Origin of the sequence: Priestia sp. YIM B13489 (assembly GCF_042787645.1) — a bacterium.
Classification (GTDB): Bacteria; Bacillota; Bacilli; order Bacillales; family Bacillaceae_H; genus Priestia; species Priestia megaterium.
In genome coordinates, this window is sequence record NZ_JBHZOQ010000015.1 from 1 (window position 1) to 23,703 (window position 23,703).

27 protein-coding genes are annotated in these 23,703 nt (G+C 38.0%); 26 read left to right on the plus strand and 1 reads right to left on the minus strand.

The genetic code is table 11. The features are described from left to right. Positions 1-421: 421 nt before the first annotated feature. From ACFX4W_RS00775 to ACFX4W_RS00785, 3 genes are read left to right on the plus strand one after another with little or no spacing between them, the layout of a single operon-like run. A complete protein-coding gene (locus tag ACFX4W_RS00775) occupies positions 422-1,057 on the plus strand; it encodes an HAD hydrolase-like protein (protein ID WP_098602761.1) in 636 nt (211 codons plus the stop codon). Then, positions 1,054-2,466 (plus strand): ATP-binding protein, encoded by a 1,413-nt coding sequence (locus tag ACFX4W_RS00780; protein WP_377558988.1) that lies wholly within the window; start codon positions 1,054-1,056, stop codon positions 2,464-2,466. The genes ACFX4W_RS00775 and ACFX4W_RS00780 overlap by 4 nt, the downstream gene beginning before the upstream one ends. Then, positions 2,435-3,064, plus strand: a complete 630-nt coding sequence (locus tag ACFX4W_RS00785) for a response regulator (RefSeq protein WP_377558990.1) — start codon at positions 2,435-2,437, stop codon at positions 3,062-3,064. Before ACFX4W_RS00780 ends, ACFX4W_RS00785 begins: the two co-directional genes overlap by 32 nt. A gap of 156 nt (positions 3,065-3,220) precedes the next feature. Here ACFX4W_RS00785 and ACFX4W_RS00790 read toward each other — a convergent pair whose 3' ends face one another. Then, positions 3,221-3,655: a helix-turn-helix domain-containing protein gene (locus ACFX4W_RS00790; protein ID WP_211079594.1), complete on the minus strand. Its 435-nt coding sequence runs from the start codon at positions 3,653-3,655 to the stop codon at positions 3,221-3,223. 127 nt (positions 3,656-3,782) lie between these two features. On the opposite strand from ACFX4W_RS00790, the gene ACFX4W_RS00795 reads away from it, so the two are divergent. The 23 genes from ACFX4W_RS00795 (at position 3,783) to ACFX4W_RS00905 (ending at position 23,660) form a co-directional block, all read left to right on the plus strand. Beyond that, the gene (locus ACFX4W_RS00795) at positions 3,783-4,010 is read left to right on the plus strand and encodes a helix-turn-helix transcriptional regulator (protein WP_116327339.1); all 228 of its coding nucleotides are present in this window, start codon (positions 3,783-3,785) and stop codon (positions 4,008-4,010) included. A 31-nt stretch (positions 4,011-4,041) separates the two neighbouring features. Continuing rightward, positions 4,042-4,290: a hypothetical protein gene (locus ACFX4W_RS00800; protein ID WP_274582673.1), complete on the plus strand. Its 249-nt coding sequence runs from the start codon at positions 4,042-4,044 to the stop codon at positions 4,288-4,290. A gap of 482 nt (positions 4,291-4,772) precedes the next feature. Next, on the plus strand, positions 4,773-5,237 hold the full coding sequence (locus tag ACFX4W_RS00805; protein ID WP_377558993.1) for an ABC transporter permease family protein: 465 nt from the start codon (positions 4,773-4,775) through the stop codon (positions 5,235-5,237). A 28-nt stretch (positions 5,238-5,265) separates the two neighbouring features. Next, positions 5,266-5,514, plus strand: a complete 249-nt coding sequence (locus ACFX4W_RS00810; protein ID WP_061860170.1) for a hypothetical protein — start codon at positions 5,266-5,268, stop codon at positions 5,512-5,514. Positions 5,515-5,535: 21 nt separating this feature from the next. Beyond that, the gene (locus ACFX4W_RS00815; RefSeq protein WP_055990036.1) at positions 5,536-5,841 is read left to right on the plus strand and encodes a hypothetical protein; all 306 of its coding nucleotides are present in this window, start codon (positions 5,536-5,538) and stop codon (positions 5,839-5,841) included. A gap of 59 nt (positions 5,842-5,900) precedes the next feature. After that, positions 5,901-7,016, plus strand: a complete 1,116-nt coding sequence (locus tag ACFX4W_RS00820; protein WP_377558995.1) for a hypothetical protein — start codon at positions 5,901-5,903, stop codon at positions 7,014-7,016. A gap of 170 nt (positions 7,017-7,186) precedes the next feature. Continuing rightward, a complete protein-coding gene (locus ACFX4W_RS00825; protein WP_377558996.1) occupies positions 7,187-7,693 on the plus strand; it encodes a hypothetical protein in 507 nt (168 codons plus the stop codon). Beyond that, a complete protein-coding gene (locus ACFX4W_RS00830) occupies positions 7,683-10,301 on the plus strand; it encodes a VirD4-like conjugal transfer protein, CD1115 family (RefSeq protein WP_377558998.1) in 2,619 nt (872 codons plus the stop codon). The genes ACFX4W_RS00825 and ACFX4W_RS00830 overlap by 11 nt, the downstream gene beginning before the upstream one ends. A 25-nt stretch (positions 10,302-10,326) precedes the next feature. Beyond that, complete coding sequence (locus tag ACFX4W_RS00835; RefSeq protein WP_029325442.1) at positions 10,327-10,533, plus strand: hypothetical protein; 207 nt, start codon at positions 10,327-10,329, stop codon at positions 10,531-10,533. Between the two features lie 23 nt (positions 10,534-10,556). Beyond that, positions 10,557-12,920 carry a pLS20_p028 family conjugation system transmembrane protein gene (locus ACFX4W_RS00840; protein WP_377558999.1) on the plus strand — a complete coding sequence of 788 codons (2,364 nt, stop codon included), beginning with the start codon at positions 10,557-10,559 and terminating at the stop codon, positions 12,918-12,920. A gap of 40 nt (positions 12,921-12,960) precedes the next feature. Further along, positions 12,961-13,251, plus strand: coding sequence for a DUF5592 family protein (locus ACFX4W_RS00845; protein ID WP_060746299.1), 291 nt, complete (start codon positions 12,961-12,963; stop codon positions 13,249-13,251). A gap of 14 nt (positions 13,252-13,265) precedes the next feature. Further along, complete coding sequence (locus ACFX4W_RS00850; RefSeq protein WP_377559000.1) at positions 13,266-13,910, plus strand: hypothetical protein; 645 nt, start codon at positions 13,266-13,268, stop codon at positions 13,908-13,910. 16 nt (positions 13,911-13,926) lie between these two features. Then, positions 13,927-14,055, plus strand: a complete 129-nt coding sequence (locus ACFX4W_RS00855) for a hypothetical protein (RefSeq protein WP_268798492.1) — start codon at positions 13,927-13,929, stop codon at positions 14,053-14,055. 26 nt (positions 14,056-14,081) lie between these two features. Next, the gene (locus ACFX4W_RS00860; RefSeq protein ID WP_377559002.1) at positions 14,082-16,016 is read left to right on the plus strand and encodes a VirB4 family type IV secretion system protein; all 1,935 of its coding nucleotides are present in this window, start codon (positions 14,082-14,084) and stop codon (positions 16,014-16,016) included. 3 nt (positions 16,017-16,019) lie between these two features. Continuing rightward, positions 16,020-17,030: a bifunctional lytic transglycosylase/C40 family peptidase gene (locus tag ACFX4W_RS00865; RefSeq protein ID WP_377559004.1), complete on the plus strand. Its 1,011-nt coding sequence runs from the start codon at positions 16,020-16,022 to the stop codon at positions 17,028-17,030. 580 nt (positions 17,031-17,610) lie between these two features. Continuing rightward, a complete protein-coding gene (locus ACFX4W_RS00870) occupies positions 17,611-19,419 on the plus strand; it encodes a reverse transcriptase domain-containing protein (RefSeq protein ID WP_377238817.1) in 1,809 nt (602 codons plus the stop codon). A 73-nt stretch (positions 19,420-19,492) separates the two neighbouring features. Further along, positions 19,493-19,642 carry a hypothetical protein gene (locus ACFX4W_RS00875; RefSeq protein WP_377559006.1) on the plus strand — a complete coding sequence of 50 codons (150 nt, stop codon included), beginning with the start codon at positions 19,493-19,495 and terminating at the stop codon, positions 19,640-19,642. 13 nt (positions 19,643-19,655) lie between these two features. Beyond that, on the plus strand, positions 19,656-20,240 hold the full coding sequence (locus ACFX4W_RS00880) for a MerR family transcriptional regulator (RefSeq protein WP_377559007.1): 585 nt from the start codon (positions 19,656-19,658) through the stop codon (positions 20,238-20,240). A gap of 10 nt (positions 20,241-20,250) precedes the next feature. Further along, complete coding sequence (locus tag ACFX4W_RS00885; RefSeq protein WP_377559008.1) at positions 20,251-21,138, plus strand: hypothetical protein; 888 nt, start codon at positions 20,251-20,253, stop codon at positions 21,136-21,138. A gap of 243 nt (positions 21,139-21,381) precedes the next feature. Then, positions 21,382-21,639, plus strand: a complete 258-nt coding sequence (locus ACFX4W_RS00890) for a hypothetical protein (RefSeq protein WP_155660827.1) — start codon at positions 21,382-21,384, stop codon at positions 21,637-21,639. Beyond that, positions 21,636-22,016 (plus strand): hypothetical protein, encoded by a 381-nt coding sequence (locus ACFX4W_RS00895; RefSeq protein ID WP_377559010.1) that lies wholly within the window; start codon positions 21,636-21,638, stop codon positions 22,014-22,016. Before ACFX4W_RS00890 ends, ACFX4W_RS00895 begins: the two co-directional genes overlap by 4 nt. Next, positions 22,013-23,218, plus strand: coding sequence for a MobP2 family relaxase (gene mobP2, locus ACFX4W_RS00900; RefSeq protein WP_377559012.1), 1,206 nt, complete (start codon positions 22,013-22,015; stop codon positions 23,216-23,218). The genes ACFX4W_RS00895 and mobP2 overlap by 4 nt, the downstream gene beginning before the upstream one ends. Before the next feature lies 1 nt (position 23,219). After that, on the plus strand, positions 23,220-23,660 hold the full coding sequence (locus ACFX4W_RS00905) for a hypothetical protein (protein WP_207372123.1): 441 nt from the start codon (positions 23,220-23,222) through the stop codon (positions 23,658-23,660). The last annotated feature ends 43 nt before the right edge of the window (positions 23,661-23,703 follow it).

Here is a 23,703-nt window from a genome sequence, read left to right on the forward strand (position 1 = left end):
ATCCTCAATTTTAATGTCGCCCTGCATCACGTCCAGGTAATAAAGAGCATGTCGATGGGCAACACAACCTAGTAAACTGTTTTTTTTATTACATTGATGCAGATTCTATTAGAGAGAGAAGGTTGTATAGCTACAATTGGGATATTTTTATTATTAATGAAAATATCTATGGGAATATTCTAAGAAAAATAGGATGTAAATATAGGGAAAATGTATCTTTTTATTGAGAGGAAAATGTAGGTAATAAGAATATTATGTATTTTAATTACAATAAATAGAATTTATACAGGAAATATTTAATTGGGTTAGATGTAAAATAAAGTAATTATGTTCTATTTGAAAGAGGTTAGAACTTTGATAGGATTAAGGAAACAAGTGTTCTATAAAAAGTTAATTAGTTAAATGAATTGGAAGTGTAGAGATGTTTAAAACAATAATTTGTGATTTTGATGGCACTATTGTAGATTCTGGTCAAGTTGTGTTCGATCTCTTTAATGAGTTTGCCGATAAGTATGACTACAAAAAAATCCCTCAAAGTGAAAGCGACCGAATTAGAGCATTGACTGTAAAAGAACGTTTCAAAGAGTATGAGGTGCCCGTATTAAAGGTTCCTATGCTTACTATGGATGTTGTTAAACGATACAAAAAATCAATTCCAACATTAGAAGTGAATCAAGAAATGAAACAGGTACTTAAAAACCTAAAAGAATTAGGAATTAAGCTTGTTATGATTTCAGCTAACTCTAAAGAAAATATCCAAAAGTTTTTGAAATTAAATGACATGGAATACTTTGATGAAATTATTCAGTCAAGTCGCTTTTTTGGAAGACATACAACAATGAACAGTTACATGAAAAAACATAACGTAGCAAAAGATGAAATTATCCTTATTGCGGATGAGCATCGTGATATTGTTGCTGCAAGAAAAAGTGAGATCCCAATAATATCTGTTACTTGGGGGTATGATTTAGAGGAACTTTTATCTAAAAGTAATCCTGATTTCTTAGTTAGAAGTCCATTAGAGATCATGGATATCGTTCGGAATGATACTAAATGATTGCTCTCTTTTTAATTAGTACAATATTTGCGATTATTAGTTATCGTTACGATCCTAAATCACCATCTATAAGATGGGGGGTTCTTGTACTAGTTTGTGCAGCATTTGCAGGACTCTCTAGAGCTACCATAGAGACTTTTCTTCCTACATTAGATAAATTCAATATGGATTTTGCTTTATTAGACTCGCTTTTATATTACCTAAGAATTATAACTGGCTTTATTTCTATTTACTTTTTTCCTTATGCCTTACTCATGTGGGCCATTACTTATAGTGATAAGTTCACTAAAAGAGTTATCCAAATCTGTAAGTATCTTTTACCTATCCCGATTATTTTTATGCTCAAAACAACCGTGTATTACCCTGATATAATACCGGATTTTCATTCTATGTTATATTGGGCAGTTCCTTATATTATTGCTGCCTGTTTAGTCCATATATACGCTTGGTACACAGAGAGTGATCCCAACAAGAAAAAGCAACGCATTACCACAATTTCTATTTCATTTCCTGTCATGTTATCAGCTTTAATTTTAAATTATATTGTAAGAGCAATAGACAATCATCACCAATATTGGCGCTATATGATTGTTTTTCTCGTATTAGCATTCTTTATTTTTTTATGGAAAGCTCTGAAAAAGGGTGCTGGATCTCTTAATGGAATTAAGCTGCGTTACGAGAGAGAGGCTCATAAAAAGACTAGAGAAGCAATCAATAAAGGAACAGCATTATTAAACCATGCTATAAAGAATCAAATTTATAAAATTAATTCAAGCTTACAAACTATAAACGTAGATGAACTTAATCCATCTTCTCAAAATTCAATTGAAATCATAAATCGTAGTTCTAAACATTTGACAGAGATCATTGAGCGTATGCATAGCAAAACACAGGAGATCGAGATTATAAAAAGTCAGAATGACTTAAATAAGTTAGTAGATGAAAGCCTGGAAGATTTGAAATTAGATTTATACAAGAAGAATATAAAGGTTAAAAAACTCTATTCATCAGAGAAAAACACTGTATATTGTGATCGTACGCAGACCTACGAATTGTTTATAAATATATTGAAAAACTCAATTGAGGCAGTTGACGATGGAGGAGAAATAAAGGTAACTATTTCACCTAAGAACAGTAAAAATATAATGGTTGCTTTTTCTGATAATGGAATGGGTATTCCATCAGAGGATTTGAAATATGTTACTGATCCTTTTTTTAGTACTAAGAAAAAAGGTGACTTAAATTATGGGTTGGGATTAAATCATTGCTTTGAAGTAATGTTTAACACTGGTGGAGACTTGAAAGTTGAAAGTAAGGTTGATGAAGGAACCACAATCAAATTAACTTTTCCAATACATTTAAAAAAGGGTGATGTTTATGAAAAATCCAATTCGAGTAGTACTAATTGAAGACGATCCAGATTGGCTTAACATAATGGAAAACCTAATTGGTAAGGAAGAAGATATGACCCTAGTAGGGTGTGCTCAAACGCAAGAGGAAGGGATCACTCTTTCACACGCTTTAAACAATATAGACATTTTCCTTGTAGATATTAATTTGTCAGGGGTTAATCTTGATGGCATATATACAGCTCTAGAATTGAAACGTGAAAAAACATCAAAGGTAATAATGCTAACGTCTATGTCGGAGGAAGACATTATTCAAAAGGCATTTATGGCAGGAGCATCAGACTATATATTGAAGAAGGATGTACATCGCATACCAGAAATTATCCGTTCTAATTACAACAATGAATCTAGTCCAGTCGAAGCTGTATTAAAAGAATTTCGTCGTTTAAAATCTGAGGAGCAGCTTAAAGATTTAACTAATGCAGAAAGAGAAGTTTTTGAATATATTGAAAAAGGATACTCACGTAAAAAAATTACGCTAGAGACACATAAATCCGACAATACACTGAAAACACATTTTAAAAACATCTTCAAAAAATTATCTGTATCTAATACAAAAGATCTTATAAATAAAGTAAAAACTGGCGGCCTAAAGTGACTTGTTAAATTAACAAGTCACTTTTTTTTGTTTGCAAAAAGGGTGATATTTCGTCACCCCTTGTCTAAAAGAGGGTGAAAAAATATCACCCCTTTTTCAAAATAGGGTGAGGAAAAATCACAGTATGCAAGTTTTCAGAACTTATATATCCTATATTTAGGAGTTACTTTTTATAGATTCTAGAAGGTCTGTGAAAAGCTTTCTTTCCTTTTCTCCCAGTTGTTCAAATGCTTTTATTACGGGAGATAGGTTAGTTAATACAGGTATTATGTCTGTTGTAAGTAAGCTCAAAATGACTTTGATTTCTGATGGTGACAAGTCATTTAGGATGTTAAATAGTTGTTCTTTATTTGGGTTATCTGTTTTAAATTCTTTTGAAATATCATCTGGAAGCACGTCATATAGGGTAACTCCTAATGCCTTACAAATCCTTATTAACGTTTTAATATCAGAAGTTGAATGACCGTTTTCGATCTTGCTTATCGTACCTTGTGAAGTATTAGAAAGTTCGGCTAATGTAGTAGTCGACATAAATATAGACTTTCTAAAGCTTTTAATGTTATTTCCAAGTTCGAGGTTAAATTGATCCATAAATTCATCCACCATTGCAAAATTTTTTAATTTTATTATATCAGAAATAAATAAAGGGTGTTTTTGGTAAAAAATATTAAAAAACGAATAAAAAGTGTTGACTAAACTATTCGATATAGAATACACTATGTTCAAGGAGGTGCTGGAAATAAAGACCATAAAAGAAAAGAGGTTGGAGAAAAAGTGGAGTCAAACCTATCTAGCTCAACTGTCGGGAGTTCCGCAACCTACTATTTCTCAAATCGAAAATGGGACTCGTCAATATCCAACGTTTGAAAATATGAAGAAGATCGCAGAGGCATTGGATCTTAAGTTAGAAGATATTTTCTTACCAAGTCACAAGGATATGAACTAAGTTTTAGAATACTTAACGAGGGGCGATGAACATGGAAGAACAAAAGCGACTAGCATTCTATGATATATCAGACGCACGGGCGAAAAGTGCCAAAACCTTTGATGGAAAGTTGTATACGTTAAAAGGAGGGGTAGCTGTAGAAAAGGGAACGGGCGATATCAAACGTGTAGCTGATATTTATTATGAAGTACGTTCAGTAATGGATCAGGCTCATACCATCGTCGCCAAGCGAAGAAAGAAAGATGAGGAATTGAAGGAAGTTTTACAAAAGACCTGCTAGTTCTTACATGCAGCATACAAGCGATTTTGAAACGTGCTGAGAGCACGAGAAGTGGTACATTGATAATATTATATTGCGTGCCTCCCCTAAACGGATCACAAGGGGGTTAAGGTATACGATAACAAAAAGGTTCGATGAGTGCGTCCTAAAACTCATCGGTGATCTAGCAACAAAACAGTGACGGTGTATCCATGATCTGTGAAGAGTGGTGGCGTGAGGGTGACTCCGAAGAAGCGACAACACTCCAAACAGTAGATACATGAGGTTCTTCGTACATGCCGAAAACGTTGTGCATTATTGGGCTTAGTGAAAACTATGCATGCCAATATAGGGTTTGCCCTTCCAGCCAGAAACGGGTATATATTTCCTTTCATAACCTTGAAAAGACAGAGATGATCGCTAAGCCTATGGTAAAATATTACTCTCGGTAGGTTTCAGAATCGCTTGTTATGTCTGAATATTAAGAACAAAGGAGAATGGTTATGAAAAACAAAAAATGGTTAATTTCTGCGGTGGCAGGAATCGTTGTGGCTCTTGGAATAGGCACAGCGTTTGTCTCTTCCTACAATTCAAGTGAAGTGAAAGGAAATGGTGAACTAGAAGAATTACATCCTCTAGAAATGAAAAAGTTCATGAAAGAAGATGGTACAGGGTTTATTATGTATTCTTTTGATGATGATACACGAAATGTGTATATGCATGAGGTGAAAAAAGCTTTAAAGGAAAATGATGTAGATGCAAAGGAAATCTATAGTGGTGATCCAAAGTATGATTGGAAAAAAAGTCGTACCTACTATGGCATTGATCAAAGTACTGATAGTCTAGCTATTTATAAAGATGGAGAATTAAAGCAACAGATTAAGCTTGATGATTATGATCCATCTGAATTAGAGAGTGAATTACCTCATTTCATTGAAACATCAAAAGAACTCTACTTTGAAGAATAAATGTTTTCCCTTGGAAGGTGGTGATAAGATGACTGTTTCGCAAAAAGATGTAAAGAAGTCAAAGGATCTGGTCGAGAAGTTATTGAAAGTCAATGACCAAAAATACAACGATTGGCTTCATCAACAACATCAACAGTTCATTGAAGAAAATCAGGATTTAATTCTTCAAGCATTGAGTGCTTTTACAGGCCAAGGAGAAGAGGAGGAGAAAAGCGAACCAAAGGAAAATGAACAAGTTTCTGTAAAGCCAACAAGTATTCCAGCAATGCAAAATTAACAAATAAGAGGAGTGAAAGACATGTTAGATTTATTGAATAGCGTAGATGTGACGCAGTTAACCTCTCATTTAACACTGGGAGCCGCAGATGGGATGACAGGGCTCATCGAAAGTGGAAAATCGATTATCAAGTGGATGCAACGAATCGCCATGGTAGCCGCAGCACTTGCTTTTTGTGTAGGAGGCTACCATTTAATTTTGGGAGGCGAACGAGGGCGTCATAAATGTATCGCGTGGTTTGTAGGAGGAGCAATTGGTTTGATTGTTGTCATGGGAGCGTATCAGTTAGCCGAAGGGGTTAACACAAATGTTCATTTCGGTGGTTAAGAAAAGCTATACACGAGGGTTGTATAGCTTTTTTCTATGCCCATTTTTAGAAGGAAGGAATGGAAAACATGCTATCTGTCCTATTTATGCAAAACCAAATTGACCAATTGAAGGCATTTCATAAGATGCCGGTTGGAGAAGCATGCGAAGTCACATCACAGATTGAAAAAGAGTACCAAGAGAAACAGAAAAAAGCTAAGGTTGATTTTGTTGTCCTCGACAACGACGGCGTGGAATTTTATCGTGGAGCCTTATCTTTTGGATCAGGTGCTGCTTCTCATGTGGTGGATCATATCTGTAAGACATTAATAGGTGTAAAAATGAACGATCAACAAGAAGCGCGAAAGCGAATTTTTCTGGAAAGACTGAACGAACAGGTACCGGACCATCTGAGGCATTCAGGTGGTCTTTCTACTTCCAGAGAACATCTCCTAACGAACGTTTCATCATCTAATCATCATCGAAAATGGATGTATGGAGGAGGAGTTCTTGCCCTTCTCATCCTTTCAGCTACATGTTTTTCAACAGTGGCTACTTCTCACAATCGAGCTGAAACTATCCAAGATTTACAAAAACAAGTCAAATTCGAGCAACAAATAACTAGTGTTTATGAGGATGCTCTTTTAGGAGAACAGAAAGGGGCTTTAAAAAGGCTTTCATCTATTCCAAAGAAAAACCTAACGAAAGAACAAAAAAACGTCTATACGAGCCTTCTCATTAGTCAAAAAAATTATAAGGAAGCTGTAAAGATTCAAGACCATCATCCACAAACTGTAGAAAATATGATTGCCCAAAAAGAAGATATAGACGCTTTAAAAGCATTTCAGCAATTGTTTCCTACCCCTAATGGTGCATTTGATTTGGCTTATCAAGAACAACGGTGGGAAGATATGGTGAAGCAACCGGGGGTGGAAATGACCGATAAGAGGTATGAAATGAAGGCTTACGGGTATTTGAAGCTCGATAAAGTGAAGGAGGCAAAAGAAGAAGCAGCTCACATTCAGAATCAAGACTTGAATCAAAAGATTGTTGTGTATGAAAAAGCCAAAAAAGAATTAGAATCAACGAAAAAACAGATGGAGGAGGAAGGTAAGAAAGATCAAAAAGACGAGGAGAAAATTAAATCTCTAGCCGACCAACAAAAGAAACAAGAAGATACCATGAAAAATATATAAGGAAAAGAGGAGGCAACTAGGATGAGAAAATACATGGGCTTCACGGTATCTTTTTTATTGGGAGTGATTATATATATAGCCATCAAGCATCCAGACATCGTACGAGGAGTTGCAACTCCTTTATCATTTGGAGGGTGAATTAATTCCAGTTTAAAGAAAGGATGAAAAGAATGTTCAATCAGAGCACAACAAAGAATCATCGACACTCTTTTGTGGTGGGTGTCGAATATGGACATGAGAATCTCTTTTTAGAATTAGAGTTGGGAACGTTCCATACGACTCCTCTTCATGCCCAACGGATTGCGAACAGTGTAAACAGCATTATTCTTCTGAAAGATCATATGGTAGTTATTTTCAAAAATGCTGATTCAATCACGATTAATGATGATTTTCTCAAACACGCATATAAGTTTAGAGTATGTATAAAGCCTAAGTTACCGCCTCTAGAATTATCAGTACTTACTCATCAAGAGAGAGAGGAGTTTATCCAAAATCAAGCGTATATCGTGACTGAAGAGGATATGAAAGAGGTCAGTTGGGACATCAAGACAGCTTTTCAGTACCTTCAACAAGAGTATGAGGCTAGAGATCAATCGCATTTTTTGTTTGCACCTAGCTCATCGTATGTGATTCCACTGTCAACTCATGTGCAACAGGAGGTACACCATGCAACCTAATAAGTCCATGAAATATATCGTAGCTGAGAAACAAGTACTTATTCCTTTAAGTGCTTGTTTTTTTGTGATTATTCTTCTGGTTTTAAACTTTTTATTCAATACGCTGCGAAGCCTGATTCAAACCACGTTTAGTGACGTATTTGATCCGCAGCCGTTTCATTTGTCACTCTCATTTTTCTGGCAAATTGACACAGGACAGTATGCAGCCATCTACTGCATGATGGCACTTGTTTCCTGCTTACTCACGGCCAAATTGACATATGATGTCCGATCCAACTTCAAAGATTTAAATCAAAACCAAAAAGGATCGGGACGCTTTACAACACGTCGAGAGCTTCAAAAACAATATCGAAAAGTACCCGAGAAAACGGAGCATTATCCAGGCGGAGGTGGTGTACCAATCTCTCGTATCAAAACGCGCAATCTTATTCATAACTGGCACGACTATCAAAAGTTAAAGGGGATGGATAAATTGGTTAAAGCCCATCAACTATTTACAACTCGTAATCACTTATTAATTGACGATACGCCCGTAAATAATCTCATTATCGGGATTACACGATCAGGGAAAGGAGAAACCTTTGTCATTCCAGCCATTGACGTGTATTCAAGGGCTGAAAAACAGCCGTCACTAATCCTCAATGATCCCAAAGCTGAACTGCTCGCAGCGTCCAAAGAAACACTTGAAAAAAGGGGTTATCACATTGAGGTGCTGAACTTGTTAAACCCCTTAGAATCCATGAGCTATAACTTGTTGGAAATGATTAAAGAAACGTATAAAGACGGAGATTATTCAACTGCCCAGGCACTTTGTAACACACTATCCTACACGCTTTACTACAATCCAAATGCGAAAGATCCCTTTTGGCAACAATGTGCGATGAGTCTATGTAATGCCATGATTTTAGCCGTAACAGATAAGTGCATTAAGGAAAAAACAGAAGAAAAGATTACGATGTACACCGTAGCGAACATGTTGTCAGAGCTAGGATCGAAAGAAGTCGTGATTGATAAAAAAGGAAATACACAAAATGCTTTAGATATGTACTTTGATGAGTTACCAACAAATAGCGTCGCGAAAATGCAATATGCGACATCGAACTTCTCGAAAGGTACTACACGAGGCGGGATCTTTACCCAAACAATGAATGGATTGTCTATTTTTACGTTTGACGAAATTGCGAAAATGACGGCTAAAAATAGTGTGGATTTAAAGCGCGTAGGCTTTGGGAAGACCCTGAAAGGAAAAGCTATACCTCTTACGCGTCTAGAGGTTACCTTTCCCGATGGGAAAGTTGAAAGTATTAAAACGGATGCCAAAGGCTTATTTGAACTCAATTTTACAAGTGAGATTAAGCCAAAAGAAAATGAGATCCGTATTGCTGAAAAGGTGAACGACCAGATTGTCACCGATCATAAAAATGAAACGGTTGTGTCGGTCTATAACATAGACCGAAAAAAAGGAACGACCTCTTTTCGTGTAGAGAAGCAACATCCGGACATCCACGTAAGTGAAGTGACGTATTTTACAAAGCCAATTGCGATCTTTATGGTTACACCTGACTATGATTCTAGTAATCATGTGATTGCCTCTATTTTCGTACGTCAACTGTATTATGTATTAGCCAAAAATGCATCACTGGCTAAAGGAAACAAGTGTCATCGTGAAGTGGTGTTTTTAATGGATGAATTTGGAAATATGCCGGCGATTGAAGGAATGGCAAACATTATCACAGTTTGTTTAGGAAGAAATATACGCTTTAATTTAGTGATTCAAGCCTATCCGCAGCTCAAAAATAAATATGGTGAAGATGCAGCCACGATTGAAGGGAACTGCGGAAACACCATTTATATTTTAACGAATAACTATGAAACCGCGCAAGAGATTTCAAAGAAGTTAGGAGACGGGACCATCAATTCTACGTCTCGAAGTGGAAAGACCTTATCAACGGATAAAAATAAGACGGAGGGTGTGGATGCCAAGCCATTATTAACGCCCAATGAGCTGATGGAACTGAAAGAAGGCGAAAGCGTGGTCGTGCGTGTTGTAAAGCGTCAAGACCAATCACGTCGACGTATCAAGGCCCATCCCATTCATAACACAGGAAAAACGGCTCTTAAATATCGATGGGAATATCTTGGAGACGATTTTAACACGGATCGCTCGCTGTTAGACATTGACATTGAATCCTTGCATAAGGAAGTGAATCCAAGAGAGCTAGTCATTGAAAACTTCTTCTCCTTCCAAAAACAAGCCAAACAAGAGCCAGAACCAGTGAAAGGAGAGGAGTTAAAAGAAGAAGCATCTGTAGGAGAAAAGGATCAACCTTTTGCCGATGTGAATCGTGAGAACTGGAAAAGCCAAACGGTTGAAGCATTCTTTTCATTGGATGAAGGGGTATGGACGTATATGCAAACCACAGTGGCTCCTTCCTTAGATATTCCACTTGATGTCTTTAAACAACAATCTATGGGTGCTTTTTACGACGCGTTTATGGGATCAGCTTATACGGATCAACTGGATGGACAAGATTATCAGCTCATTGAAGAAACGATCAATAAGATCTTAATAAAGTGTGAACAAGACAGAGAACATGCCAAAAACTAACGTATATTAAAGGAGGAGAAACAGAATGAGAGCTATTTCAAAAGAATTAGAACAGATGTTAGAGGCATATTCGCCTCTTGTACAGGAAGGAAGACAGATCGCCATTGGGTTGTTAGATGGAACGGTCCATCTTGAAAAAGGAAGAAAGGGAGAAGCACCAATTCAAATTCGTGTTTCTCTTCTCGATCAGCGATTAAACATGACAGTAGATGCCTTATTTCAAGGGTTGTAAGGATGTAGAAAGGGGGCAAGAGAATGAAAGATGAAGAGATTCTGAAAAAGCTACATGAATTTGCTGATTACCTTGATAAAGGGAATATTGCTTCGTATCTATTGAGAAAAATAGGGTGGGGCATTATACAAGTACTATCCTTTCTTGTTGATAGTTTAGAAGGAATTACAGACAATGTATTAGGCATTAAGCTCTTTTTCAATTCACCTGCGATTCAAGATTTCATTAAAGAGATTCAGCCGTTTCTCTATATCTTATGGGCATTTTCCTTCCTGTATATCGGTTATATGTTAATCATCCATAAAAAAGTCAATCGAGAACAAATCATGATTAACATTTTTATTTCAATGGCTGTGTTGCTTTTATTAAACACAGGTATGGTAAAAGCTGATAAGTTTACCGATCAAGCCATTGATGCTGTGGATTTAGATGGTGATAGTACTGTCAGTGAAAAGGTTATTAAGCAAAACATAACCGATGTGGCTCAATTTGATGTGAATGAGTGGAAAACACCTAATCTGAAAGAACCTAATAAAGTGCCGCAAAATCGTATTGATCTAATTGACATTACGGAAAAGATTGATGGTGACTTTAAAGTCAATGAAAAAGATAAACTTTCAGAGGAAGGAACGAAGATACTCACACATAAAGCAGCCATTACCCCTGACGGAAAAGAAGGACTCGTAGAGCTTAAAAATGGCTGGTTTGATTTCTTTCCAGAGCTTTACTATCGTTGGCACTGGAACTTTTGGACGATTGCCATTTCTCTTTTTGTCACAGGGATGACGATGTTATTTACATCTATTAAGCTAGCGAAACTTTGTTACGAGTTAGGGTTTAATGCGATTTTAGCACAATTGGTCGCTCCTGCGGATGTAGGAGATGGACAAAAGTTAAAAACTGTTCTACACAACATATTGAATACGTTCCTGGTGATTATTATGATTTTCATTTCGATGAAGGTCTATCTGATAGGGATGACTTATATAGCTGAACACACAGAAGGTGTCACAACGCTTATTCTTCAGATTGCCTTTAGTATTGCAGTTGTAGATGGACCGGTCATGTGTGAGCGTCTTTTCGGAATTGATGCGGGGCTCAAAAGTGGTTGGGGAGCTGTCGCAGGCGGTCTTGCGATGATGAAAGGAATGGAAAGCACCATGAATGGTGCGAAAGGAACGTTCAAAAATGCAACAGATCTTGCAAAAGGGATTGGAGGTCTTGGAAAAGGTGCAGCTGGCAGTGCTCTTCAAGCTGCCGCAGGTCTTGGAGGGCTTGGTAAAGGATTAGTAGGAAGTAAAGGGAATAACGGCCAACAATCCAGTCTACATGAAGAAATGAAAAAAGCCGGAGTCGGAGGAGGAAATGGAAAAGATGCTTCTAAAGGACAACAGGGAGGAGATATGAAGCAAGGAGCCGCAACAGGCAGAGAATCCGGTCAACAAGAAGGTGGACAAAAAGGAAATATTAACTATGCCCACGGAAAGGGAGAGCAACAAGGAAATACAGCCATCGCAGGAAACGGAGGAGCTTCTCTTCACGAGGAAATGCAGGCTTCTGGTTATGATGATAACAGCTCAAGTGAAGGAACATCATCTAGTGTAGAAAACGGAGGAGCTTCTCTTCACGGGGAAATGGCGGCTTCTGGTTATGATGACAACAGCTCAAGTGAAGGAACATCATCTAGTGTAGAAAACGGGGGAGCTTCTCTTCACGAGGAAATGCAAGCTTCTGGTTATGATGATAACAGCTCAAGTGAGGGAACATCTTCTACAGTAGAAAGTGGAGGAGCTTCTCTTCACGAGGAAATGCAGACTTCTGGAAATAGTGGAAGCCCAAGTGAAGGCAACTCTTCTATAGGAAGTGTAAGTACACCTGTTCAAGAGGAGATCCAAACTTCCGGTTATAGTGAAAGTCCAAGTGAAAGCAGTTCTTCTATAGGAAGCGTAAGTACGCCTGTTCAAGAGGAGATCCAAACTTCCGGTTATGGTGGAAGCCCAAGTGAAAACAGCTCTTCTATAGGAAGTACAAAGGTTCCTTCATCAATAAATGAACCTTCTATTACGATGCCGAGAGACATGGATCAGGCACAAAGACAAGTGGCAACTACCCAAGAACCTCGTCAGGTAAAAGAAACCATCAAGCAAGATCAGGTTCCTGCTTCCACAAGTGATATTCCAATGCCACATCAAAACCGGACAGAAACGCGGAATATCGCCCATGTCGTGCGTGATAATGTTAAAGGGAAAATAGGAAACGTTAAGAACCGAATTGAAAGCTCACCAACGCTTCATAAGACAAAGCGCTCGTATCAAATCGGGCGTAATACGGGGCAAGATTTACGTAAACTTGTGTCTAAGAAACAAAAGAAATTAGATGAGAAGTAACGGGCGTTACTTCTCTTTTTTATGGAAAGGAGATTCCTAGATGGCAAACTATACAATTCCCAAAGAGATTTCAACGGAATTGAAGATTAATAAATCGCTTTATTTATTTGATTTGTTGTTTATCATCGGCTTACTACTTTTCACGATGATGTTACGCTATTTTATTCATCCGATGCTCCATATTCCGTTTTACGTGTTTATGGGCATATTTGGTCTGATTATGATTCTTCGACCCGTAACCAATCCTCAAAAACGGATGTATGAAATCTTATTACTCACGATGGTACGCAAGAAAAGCACCTATTGCGCCATTGATCGGGATTATGAATAAAGGAGGGTTACCACATGGCAATATTTGATGAAAAGGAGATCCAAAAACAAGCAGCACGTTCCTCAAAAAAGCTTTTTCCTTTTAGTCGTGAAGGGTCAAAAGGAGAAATAAAAAAGAAAAAGAAAAAACCGCCAGAAATTAAAAAGAGTGTAACGGATATTATTCCAATTATCGATCAAACCAAGAATGGCCTGTTTGAACTGAAAGAAGAAGGAGGCTATTTTGATATCTGGCAAATTCAAAGTACCGATGTAAACTCATTAAATGAGGAAGATGCGAATCGTCACATTTATATGCTAGCCAAAGGCTATCAAGGGGATGAGAAGTCGCTCAAAGTGGTGTCCTTGAATTTACCTGTATCCACTCAAAAACAACAACAGTTTTTACAAAAGAAAATCCAACAATCAGAGGATGCCTTATTCCTACGGTTCCTACAGAAAAAATTAAAGGAACTGCAATACTTAGAGTGGGGGCGCACCAATCGTGAATACTTCCTCTTTCTCTATGGGGACAAGGAAACGGATGTCATCGCCCGTCATGCTCAATTCATGCGTGATGTTCAATCCATTCTGCCTTTATCAACGGTGTCACAAGAAAAGAAAATTGATTTACTTTATAAACTTTATAATCAAAATGCCAAGCTCGGCAATAAACAATAGAGAAGGAGAATGCTTAATGAATAAAAAAATAGAGGGCTTCACTCATATGCTGCAGCAAGTAGGAGGAACGAAAGTAGTGATAGAGGTCGAAAAGGGAAATGTGAATCCTTTTCACCTTGTTCATGAACCCATAGAGAAACGATAAAATCAAGAAGAGAGGATGAAACCAAGATGATGTCTATTCCATTTCGTAAAAAAGAGAAAACGCCTGAACAAGAAAAACAAAAGAAAGGCTACAACCCACGCTTAATTGCTCAAATTCAGCCGCAAGGAGGCGTGAGCTTCAAAGAAAATGTGACACGCAATGGTGACGGTTATACCACATGCGTTCATGTATACGGATACCCAACCAACGTGAATAACTTCTGGTTAGCCCCGATTATGAATATGCCGAATGCCATTACGACACTTGATGTGATCAGTGACAACCGTAAAGAAGTCGTGGCAGCTATTAGTAAAAACATGAGTGAACAAAACGCCCGTCATATTAATGCAAAAGAAAACATTGATCGAATGGATGCTCAGGAACAATATCTAGACATGAAAGACTTGTACCGGCATGTGGTGAATGGCGAAGTCATTAAACGTGTTCATCTCCGTATTTACCTTGCAGCTAAAACGATTCCTGACTTGGAACAACACGTCAAGGAAGTCATTCATCACCTTGAAACTCATAACTTCCGAGGATCCATTTTCTTAAATGAACAAGAGTATGAATGGGAGTCGATGGTTACACCTTTTCATATTCAAAAGAAATACCCTAATAGACGAAAAGGAAAGGAAATCCCCGCACTTGCGTTAGCCGGAGGGTTTCCTTTTCATTTTATGAAGCTAGATGATCCTTACGGGACCTATCAAGGCACAACGGGAACAGGCGGAAGCGTCATTTTTGATTTGTTTCATAAAGACGAACAGCGAAAAAGTTACAACGCGGTGATGATCGGGCGCATGGGGGCTGGGAAATCCACCTTCCTCAAAAAAGTCACGATGGATAACGCAATCAAAGGCTATAAGATCCGTGGACTAGACATCGTTGGCGAGTTTAAAGACCTTGTTCAGCAACTGGGAGGAAAGCAAGTTTCCCTTGATGGATCAGAAGGGCAAATTAATCCCCTGCAAGTCTATAAAACAGATGAAAAAGAGACGTTAAGTTTTACGCATCACTTGTCTAAACTGACCATTTTCTACCGTTTTATTGCGCCCGAAGCAACAGATGCAGAACTCAAAGAATATGAAAACCTTCTGCGAAAGTTTTATATTGAAAGGGAATTATGGGAGGAAGAAAAAGGTGATGACAATGTTATTACAAGTCTCCGCCCTGAGGAATATCCGACGTTTAGTGATTTTTTAACGTATATTCGTCAAGAACTCTATGCAGATTGTGAAGAGAAAGTACATCATGCTCATTTAGGAGAAGGACGTAAAGAGCGATTAGAACTAATGGAGCTACACATCACAAACTTAGTTGAAACCTATGCTCAATTGTTTGATGGCATTTCAACGATTGATAATTTTGCGGAAGAACAAATCGTCTTCTTTTCATTGCGTCACTTATCAAGTCTAAAATCCGAAATCTTCCAAGCACAGCTGTTTAATGTAATGAACATGTTGTGGGATAACATGCTTCAACAAGGAGCGCCTCAAATGGAAGCTTACGGGCGAGGTGAACTTCCCTTTGAAGATGCCATTCGTTATCTCATCGTCATTGACGAGGCGCATCATATCATTAACACGCGGAAAGGGAATGAACATGCCCTACAATTTCTAGGGAAATTCAGCCGAGAAGCCCGAAAGTACTTTGGCGGATTAATCTTTGCGAGTCACTCAATCCGTGACTTTGTGCCAGAGGGTTCGGATCAAACAGCCGTCGAGGAAATCAAAAAACTATTTGAATTTACGCAGTATAAATTTATCATGCAACAAGACCGAAACAGCATTGAAACGATTCAACGTGTCTTTGGAACCGGGATTACATCCAGTGAACTAGAAGAGATCCCGAAGCTTGCCACAGGGGATGTCATTTTATCCATTGATGCCGTAAAAAACATTCCTTTCCATATCGAAGTAGATGAAGAAGAGAAAGCTCTATACGGAGGAGGTGCGTAAGTCTTGCATGTCGTTTTGCATCTCATTCCTAAAAAATATTTGATTGGAGGCGCGTTGATCCTGTTAGGATTATCGGGCCTCTTACTCATGGGAACCTTTGTCGCCATAACGGGCGGATTTGAAAGCGAGAATGAACAAGGAGAGGTAACAGAAATTGAAGGTGGAGGCATTGGCGTAGGGACGGCTAATGTATCACCAGAAGTCATGAGATATCAACCTTTGCTTGAAAAGTACGCCCAAAAGCATGGGTTAGATATTTCGTATGTGCCAATTATGATGGCACTGATGATGCAAGAAAGTGGCGGACGCGGAAGCGATCCGATGCAAAGTTCTGAGTCCTATTGTGACGGTAAGGTTGGCTGTATTAAGAGCCCGGAATTATCGATTGATAAAGGGGTTTTACACTTCAAAAGTGTACTAGAAAAAGCGAAGTATGATTTGAAATTATGTCTACAGAGTTATAATTTTGGCGGTGGATTTATCAATTATGTCATGAAAAATGGAGGAAAGTACACCCCAGAGTTAGCGATTTCCTTTTCGCAAATGCAATATCAACGAGTTAAACATACCGGAAATTATCACTGTGTACGTCCTGAAATGATACCCTACGGGGCATGTTACGGCGACGCATTGTACGTTTCTGCGGTATTGAAATATTACACAGGAACCATTGCAGCTGATGGAAAACCTACGACCCCTTCGGGTGGTGGAAGTGGAAGTAAATCCGGTGTGAAAGTTATTGAAGCAGGAGAAACCCTAATAGGAAAAACACGTTACGTATTCGGTGGGGGACGATCTCAATCTGATATTAACGCAGGACGTTTTGATTGTTCAAGTTTTGTGAGATGGGCGTTTGAACAGGTAGGTGTGAATGTCGGTCCACTGTCTGGTGTCACAACCGATACCCTTAAAACGCTGGGGCAAGCGATCAATCCAAAAGACATGAAGCCCGGTGATGTGGTGTTCTTTGATACGTATAAGATAGACGGCCATGTGGGTATCGTGCGCCCTTAAGGGCTCAAAAGGATTCTACCTTAGCAAGGTAGTAGGCAAAGAACACAGAAAGCCTATCGTCACCTAACTTATCCGGATGGGAAACCAATGGGGAGTGTAGCATGTTAGGAAAGCTATAAGTTACCAAGTTACCATGGTAAGACTGAATAGCAAGGCGAAATGTTATAAACAAGGATGAAAGCTAAACTGCTTGAATGGCAGCCCGAGCGAGTATAACATGGCTTACGACGAAAGGTAACTAGAAGACGTCGTATAACTCAAGGGGAGGACTAATAAATGCCGAGTCCTTCCGAGTGTTTCAGAGTTACGCAGCCCTAATGAAGGGAAAAGGACGAACGTCACATCCGACATTATAACAAGCTATCCTTAGAGTACTAAAAGGGGATTACCTAAGTTGAAACGCCTACTAATTAGGCTATTGAGGATGATACCAAGTGGTAAAAAGCAAGGTATGTGGCTCATGAAAATTCAATAGGGTAACGGAGCTTCCGTAGTAGTCGGAGATAGGGAAAGCCTATTACATGGCGAAGGGAAGCAGCTTAATCGTTTAATACAATATATGGAGGGAGCGTGAGGCTTCATGAGAAGTCCAAGTAGCGTATTAAACAGTCTAGCTTCTAAATCTGAAGACTCTACTTACATCTATAAGCGCCTCTACAGAAATTTATATAATCCTGAGTTTTACTATATTGCATATCAAAAGGTTTATGCAAAACAAGGAAATATGACACAGGGTGTAGATGGAAAGACCATAGATGGAATGAGTCTTAAAAGAATAGATGATCTCATTGAGGCGTTAAAAACTGAGTCTTATCAACCTAAACCCGTTAAAAGAGTATATATTCCAAAGAAAAATGGAAAACGTAGACCACTAGGTATCCCATCAATGGATGATAAGTTAATTCAAGAAGTAGTTAGAATGATACTTGAATCAATTTATGAAGGAACATTTTCTAAATCTTCTCATGGATTTAGACCTAACAGAAGTTGCCACACAGCACTAATGGAAATTAAGAAACACTTTGATGGAACAAGATGGTTTATAGAAGGGGACATTGAAAGTTTCTTTGACAATATTAATCATCATAAACTCATTAGTATCTTGAGAAGAAGAATTCAAGATGAGAAGTTTATTAATCTCATTTGGAAGTTCCTTCGTGCTGGATACCTAGAGGTATGGGAATACCACAAAACATATAGTGGGTCACCGCAAGGTGGAATTATCAGTCCTATCTTAGCCAATATTTATCTAAATGAGTTCGACAAACATGTAGAGCAAATAATAACTAAGTTCAATAAAGGTATCCAAAGGAAAGTAAATCCTACTTATAGCAAAATCAATAAAAAATTGACCAAGTTAAGGAAGGTTCTACAAGAGGAAGAACTTAGTGAAGATAAACAGAGGGATATCATACTTACGATTAAAGAGCTAAGGGAAGAACGGAGCAATACACCTGTCGTAAAGCCGCACGACGAAGACTTCAAACGGATGTACTATACAAGGTATGCGGACGACTTCTTGATAGGAATGATTGGGGATAAGCAGGAGGCTTTACAAGTAAAACAAAAGTTAGCTGAATTTCTCAAAGATGACCTCCAGCTAAACCTTTCACAAGAGAAAACATTGATTACTCATTCCAGTGATCCAGCTCGTTTCTTAGGGTATGATGTGATGATTTCAAGAAACCAAGATCGGAAAATGTGCAAGGACGGAAGAATGAGAAGAACTAAGTCCTATACATGCACGTTAAATGTTCCGCACGAAAAATGGGTTGATAAACTAAAGGACTTAAGGGTTTTAAAAATAACGCCAAATGGCACTTGGAAACCAGTACACAGAACTAGTCTAATACATCTAGATGATTTAGAAATTCTTCAAATCTACAATGCCCAAATTAGAGGAATGTATAACTACTATAAGTTAGCCAAAAACGTGAGTGTACTTAATAAGTTTTACTACCACATGAAATATAGTATGTATAAAACGTTCGCTAATAAATATAAAACATCCATAAATAAAATTACTAATAAGTACTGTGAAAATGGAGTGTTTACAGTAACCTATTCCACGAAAAAAGGAGTACAGAAGAGTATGTTGTACTCTGAAGGTTTCACCTGTAACACGAAAATCAAAGCTAATGAATCATATGACTTATTAGTGAACGAGCAAAAAAATAAAGGAGAAACAAGCCTGATAGATAGGCTTAAAGCAACTACATGTGAGTGGTGTGGTAAAACAAATATTCCTCTTGAAATGCATCACATTAGGAGAATCAAAGACCTAAAAGGAAAAGCCAAATGGGAAAAGTGGATGATTGGAAGAAGACGTAAAACTGTAGCACTGTGTCATGAGTGTCATCGAGATTTGCATAATGGAAAGCTAGACTAAGGTTAAGTGGAGAGCCGTATACACCGAGAGGTGTACGTACGGTTCGGAGGGGAGTTCTTGGAAACCTATCGTAGTGATGCGAAAAGGCGCTGGGTTCTTACCTTACTACGTCGGTGATAATAAGTTCTTAGGTTGCCAAGGAAAAACGGGTGTAGCTATTGCAAGTATGGAGAAAGGCACCTACTTTGGTGACAAATTTAACGGACGTGTAAAACGATTTTAAAGGAGAATGTAGGATGAAAAACAAAGCTGGTGTCATATTATTTGGAGCGCTTGCCCTTGCGATTGCAGGCGTGACCATTTGGAATATCTACCTCAATCAGAATATCTCTCAAGCGACAGCTTCGAAACAACTTCAAGTCACAAATGACACATTAAAACAGGAAAATAATGAATTGAAAAAGCAATTGAATGAGGTGCTTCCTTCTGCGCAAGAACAACAAAAGCGAGCGTACCTAGATACAGTCAAACAGTTTATTGATGTGTCCTACCATCGTGAAAAAGAAGGATTTGAGATGCGAAAAAAGATTGCAAAAGCGATTATGGACAAAGAACTTTATGCGCAATTTTATCCAACAGAAACCTTTGATTATGGCAATACGTATAGCTCCAACCCAAGTGACCTTCATCTTTATGTTCAACAGTTTGATGGGGGGCACGATGAGGTGAAAGTGATCGCAGAGTTTACCAATCATCTGGTTATCAAAGAGGAAAATGTAGACGATCAAACACATGACATCATTCAGGTTTTATTACGAAAAGAAGAAAAGAAATGGATTGTTTATAGTGTCGAAGAATTAAAAACAGAGATCTTGAAATGAGGTGAACACATTGACAATTAAAAAGAAACTAGACGATTACCGGTTTAATTTACGGAGAAAACAGTCATGGAAATACACAGCCATTTTAGCCTTTTTCTTTCTTGGTTTTTTGTCTCTCTTAACGTCAAAATTTTATATTCATACGGACGACAAGCTCTATCATACGAAAACGTTTGAGCCGATTTCGACGACAGGAACGGGAAACATTACACTTGAAGAACGTGTCTATTATCCAACAGCTCATGCTTTGGATATGGTGGTGAAAATCGATCAAGGAGAGGACGAAAACCTCTCCTTTTCGGCGATGGAAAAAGCAAACCCAGACGTGAAATTACCTGTGAAAGTCGTTTATGAAGATGAAGGATATTACGTAGTAAGAGTAAATAATTTATCGCCTCACTGGGAAGCACTTGCCTTTGATTTGTATCAAGAAGAGGAAGAGAATGAAACGGTGAACGTGGAGGATATGACGAGCCACTATTCAACAGATACAGCTGAAAAAGAAGACAGTCAATCATTCCTTACAACCCTTTATTCTGATCAGACAAAGACAAAACAAGGGAAAGGAAAGAGCCTTCAACAGAAGCAAGACTATTCCCTTTTAGTGAATGGGTTGGAGAAAAAAACAGTCAAAAAGAAAATGCAAAACTATGAAAAAGCCATCGCTCTGGAAGCGAAACAAAAACGTCAAACGCAACAGGAAATGAATGAGTTACAACGTGATATGAAGTACCAAGTTGATGAGGAGAAAGCCGATACAGAATCAAAAATTGCGATGAAAAAAGATGCAATTCAATCGAGTGATGAAAGCATTCAGCTCTATGAAGGTGAGCAAAAAAGTTTACAAGAAAAGCTGAAAAAGTTGAACGAAAAAGAACAGGATTTGGTCATGAAGTGAAAAAACGAAGGGGACTCAAAAGGGACTAGGGTCAATAAATGGAATTAAAAGGTAAAAATTTAACCTGAAAAACAGGTTTTAAGGGTGAAAAGGGGACTCAAAAGGGACGTGAAGAGCTTTTCTTTGACCCCATCGTTTTGCTAGGCTTTGCCTAGCCCCCCACCCATTGTGGGGGCAAAAACCCCTTATGCTCTTCTTTCTTTTAGGGGGGAGAGCACTAATACAAAAGAGAGGGAAGTTAAAATGGAAATTAAAATACGAAATGTAGATCCTATTGCGGTTAAAAAAATAGATGAACTTGCCAAGAAAAAGAAGATGTCTCGTCAAGAATTTTTAAAAGGTCAGCTTGAAACACTCACGTTATTTCAAGCAAAAACGGACAGAGAAATAGAGTTAGAGAATCTTGTTCGTTTTAACATTCAAACGGTAGAAAAATGCACAGAAGTCATGGAAACAATGAATCAATTTATCAAGGAATTAATGGAGGAGGATGAAGTGTGATGAAACAAAGGAGAATGGTTTCTTTTGATCAGAAAACAGATGAATATCTTCAAGAGTATATGAAAGAACAACATGTTCGTTTCCCCGGTGATGCGATTGCTCGCATATGTCTAGAGCATCAAATACTTAAAGAGGAAAAACAAGAAAAACAAAAACAGGTCTCAACTGTACCACCTGTAGAAGAAATTGTTGAGGTCATTTCTCAAAGAATAAATCGATTGATGGAAGCAGAGCGCCTCTTTCTACGAAATGAATGGTTTTTTATGGAAGAAAGTATGAAGCGATCCATGGTGCAAGTCTTTGAACAAGTGGAGGAGAAACAAGCTGCCAAACGAGGAGAATTGGTCGCAGCTTTTTTAGAAAGGTATAACAAATGACAGTTGCTTCTCTTACACCAGGTGTCGTGCTTAAAACGAAATTCATCACAGCTAATCAAAAAGCGTTTCAAGAATATGTGGAGTATGTTGATCGTGAAGAAGCTCAAAAAGAGGAGAGTCATGAACAACGTTTTTCTCATTATCATGATTATATGGATAACCCTGAAAAGACCTCTGCGTTGTTTACTAAACAATCTGATCAGTTAAATAAAGAGGAGAAGCAACATTTGAAGTTCTTGTTTGAGACCGCACAAAAAAATCAGAGTATCATGTGGCAAGATGTCATCACCTTTCATAATCCGTGGCTCGAAGAAAACGGGCTATATGATGCACATACTCATACAGTCAATGAACAAAAGTTAATGCATGTGACCCGTCAATCAATGGAGGAAATGCTTAAAAGGGAAAAGTTAGATCAGTCGGCTGTTTGGTCGGCTGCTATTCATTATAATACCCAAAACATCCATATTCATATTGCCACCGTAGAGCCAGATCCTACACGCAAACGAGGAAAACGAAAACCTCAAACATTAGATGCAATGAAGTCTAAAGTAGTGAATCAAATCCTAGAGAGGGGCGATCATCAAAAAGAAATTAATGAGTTAATTCGTGCGCACATTGTAGATAGAAAGAAACAAGATTCCTCGATGACATGGAAAAACCGTCACATGAAACCTTTGTTTCTACAAATTTATAATCATCTACCGGTTGATAAAAGACAATGGCATTATGGATATCAAACAGTAAAGCCTCTTAAACCTTTAATCAATACGTTAAGTCAACACTATATTGAAAAACATCATCAAAAAGAGTACCAACAGCTACTTGAAAAACTAGATGAAGAGGTCAAAGAATTAAAGAAAGCTTATGGGGAAGGAACAAACGATCAAAAGCGATATAAAGATTATAAGCAGAATAAAATTGATGAGTTATATCAGCGAATGGGCAATGCTTTTTTACAAGAAATGAAGGCTTATGATAAAAAGCAGCAGCGTGCTCAACGTCTTATCGAGCATGTGAAAACATCCAAACGTCCGAAAGGATTTCAGCAGCATGTGTCGATGCATGCATCCTTAAAAAGAATGGAACGAGCGTTTAAAAGTGAATATGAAAGTTGGAAAAATCAGCAGCATTATGAACGAATGCAGCGTGAATCACAACGTAACGGGCAACAACATTATGAGGATGAAAGGAGTTATTAAGATGACGAAACAACGTATGAAACTATCATTAACAGAAGAAGCAAAACACTATATTCAAACGTATATGGAAGAGCATGATATTGGGTTTACAGGCGATGCCATCTCTCAAATTTGTCAGGAACACAAGGAACAAAAAGCGCAAGAGTGGTCATTAAAGTATATTAGTGAAGTTGTAAGTCATAACCTGCATGATGTATTAAAAGAGGAGCTTAAGAAGATTCGCCTTGGCACAAATGCGACAGATAAAAATACGCAGATTTTAATTGAGTATATGAATGGATTGTTTGCTTTTCACGGCTTTAAAGGGCTTATTACTACTGGAATGCGAGAAATGGATAGTACGAGAATTGCACGAGAGACGGTAGAGGAACGTATTGCTCATCAGCGACAAAAACGGATTGATTGGGAAGAATCGAGAGGGAAATCAACTTCTACTCAATAATGTTACATTCATTAGTATTTTAAAAATAGAGGAGGAAAAAGAG

Bases quoted from the DNA above. Each gene is read 5' to 3' on its own strand.
- ACFX4W_RS00880 (WP_377559007.1), top strand. From the start codon at position 19,656: ATGAAAAACAAAGCTGGTGTCATATTATTTGGAGCGCTTGCCCTTGCG.
- ACFX4W_RS00790 (WP_211079594.1), bottom strand. From the start codon at position 3,655: ATGGATCAATTTAACCTCGAACTTGGAAATAACATTAAAAGCTTTAGA.
- ACFX4W_RS00785 (WP_377558990.1), top strand. From the start codon at position 2,435: ATGAAAAATCCAATTCGAGTAGTACTAATTGAAGACGATCCAGATTGG.
- ACFX4W_RS00905 (WP_207372123.1), top strand. From the start codon at position 23,220: ATGACGAAACAACGTATGAAACTATCATTAACAGAAGAAGCAAAACAC.
- ACFX4W_RS00820 (WP_377558995.1), top strand. From the start codon at position 5,901: ATGGAAAACATGCTATCTGTCCTATTTATGCAAAACCAAATTGACCAA.
- ACFX4W_RS00835 (WP_029325442.1), top strand. From the start codon at position 10,327: ATGAGAGCTATTTCAAAAGAATTAGAACAGATGTTAGAGGCATATTCG.
- ACFX4W_RS00780 (WP_377558988.1), top strand. From the start codon at position 1,054: ATGATTGCTCTCTTTTTAATTAGTACAATATTTGCGATTATTAGTTAT.
- ACFX4W_RS00800 (WP_274582673.1), top strand. From the start codon at position 4,042: ATGGAAGAACAAAAGCGACTAGCATTCTATGATATATCAGACGCACGG.
- ACFX4W_RS00860 (WP_377559002.1), top strand. From the start codon at position 14,082: ATGATGTCTATTCCATTTCGTAAAAAAGAGAAAACGCCTGAACAAGAA.
- ACFX4W_RS00855 (WP_268798492.1), top strand. From the start codon at position 13,927: ATGAATAAAAAAATAGAGGGCTTCACTCATATGCTGCAGCAAGTAGGA.
- ACFX4W_RS00775 (WP_098602761.1), top strand. From the start codon at position 422: ATGTTTAAAACAATAATTTGTGATTTTGATGGCACTATTGTAGATTCT.
- ACFX4W_RS00890 (WP_155660827.1), top strand. From the start codon at position 21,382: ATGGAAATTAAAATACGAAATGTAGATCCTATTGCGGTTAAAAAAATA.
- mobP2 (WP_377559012.1), top strand. From the start codon at position 22,013: ATGACAGTTGCTTCTCTTACACCAGGTGTCGTGCTTAAAACGAAATTC.
- ACFX4W_RS00830 (WP_377558998.1), top strand. From the start codon at position 7,683: ATGCAACCTAATAAGTCCATGAAATATATCGTAGCTGAGAAACAAGTA.
- ACFX4W_RS00850 (WP_377559000.1), top strand. From the start codon at position 13,266: ATGGCAATATTTGATGAAAAGGAGATCCAAAAACAAGCAGCACGTTCC.
- ACFX4W_RS00810 (WP_061860170.1), top strand. From the start codon at position 5,266: ATGACTGTTTCGCAAAAAGATGTAAAGAAGTCAAAGGATCTGGTCGAG.
- ACFX4W_RS00870 (WP_377238817.1), top strand. From the start codon at position 17,611: ATGAGAAGTCCAAGTAGCGTATTAAACAGTCTAGCTTCTAAATCTGAA.
- ACFX4W_RS00795 (WP_116327339.1), top strand. From the start codon at position 3,783: ATGTTCAAGGAGGTGCTGGAAATAAAGACCATAAAAGAAAAGAGGTTG.
- ACFX4W_RS00805 (WP_377558993.1), top strand. From the start codon at position 4,773: ATGAAAAACAAAAAATGGTTAATTTCTGCGGTGGCAGGAATCGTTGTG.
- ACFX4W_RS00845 (WP_060746299.1), top strand. From the start codon at position 12,961: ATGGCAAACTATACAATTCCCAAAGAGATTTCAACGGAATTGAAGATT.
- ACFX4W_RS00825 (WP_377558996.1), top strand. From the start codon at position 7,187: ATGTTCAATCAGAGCACAACAAAGAATCATCGACACTCTTTTGTGGTG.
- ACFX4W_RS00815 (WP_055990036.1), top strand. From the start codon at position 5,536: ATGTTAGATTTATTGAATAGCGTAGATGTGACGCAGTTAACCTCTCAT.
- ACFX4W_RS00840 (WP_377558999.1), top strand. From the start codon at position 10,557: ATGAAAGATGAAGAGATTCTGAAAAAGCTACATGAATTTGCTGATTAC.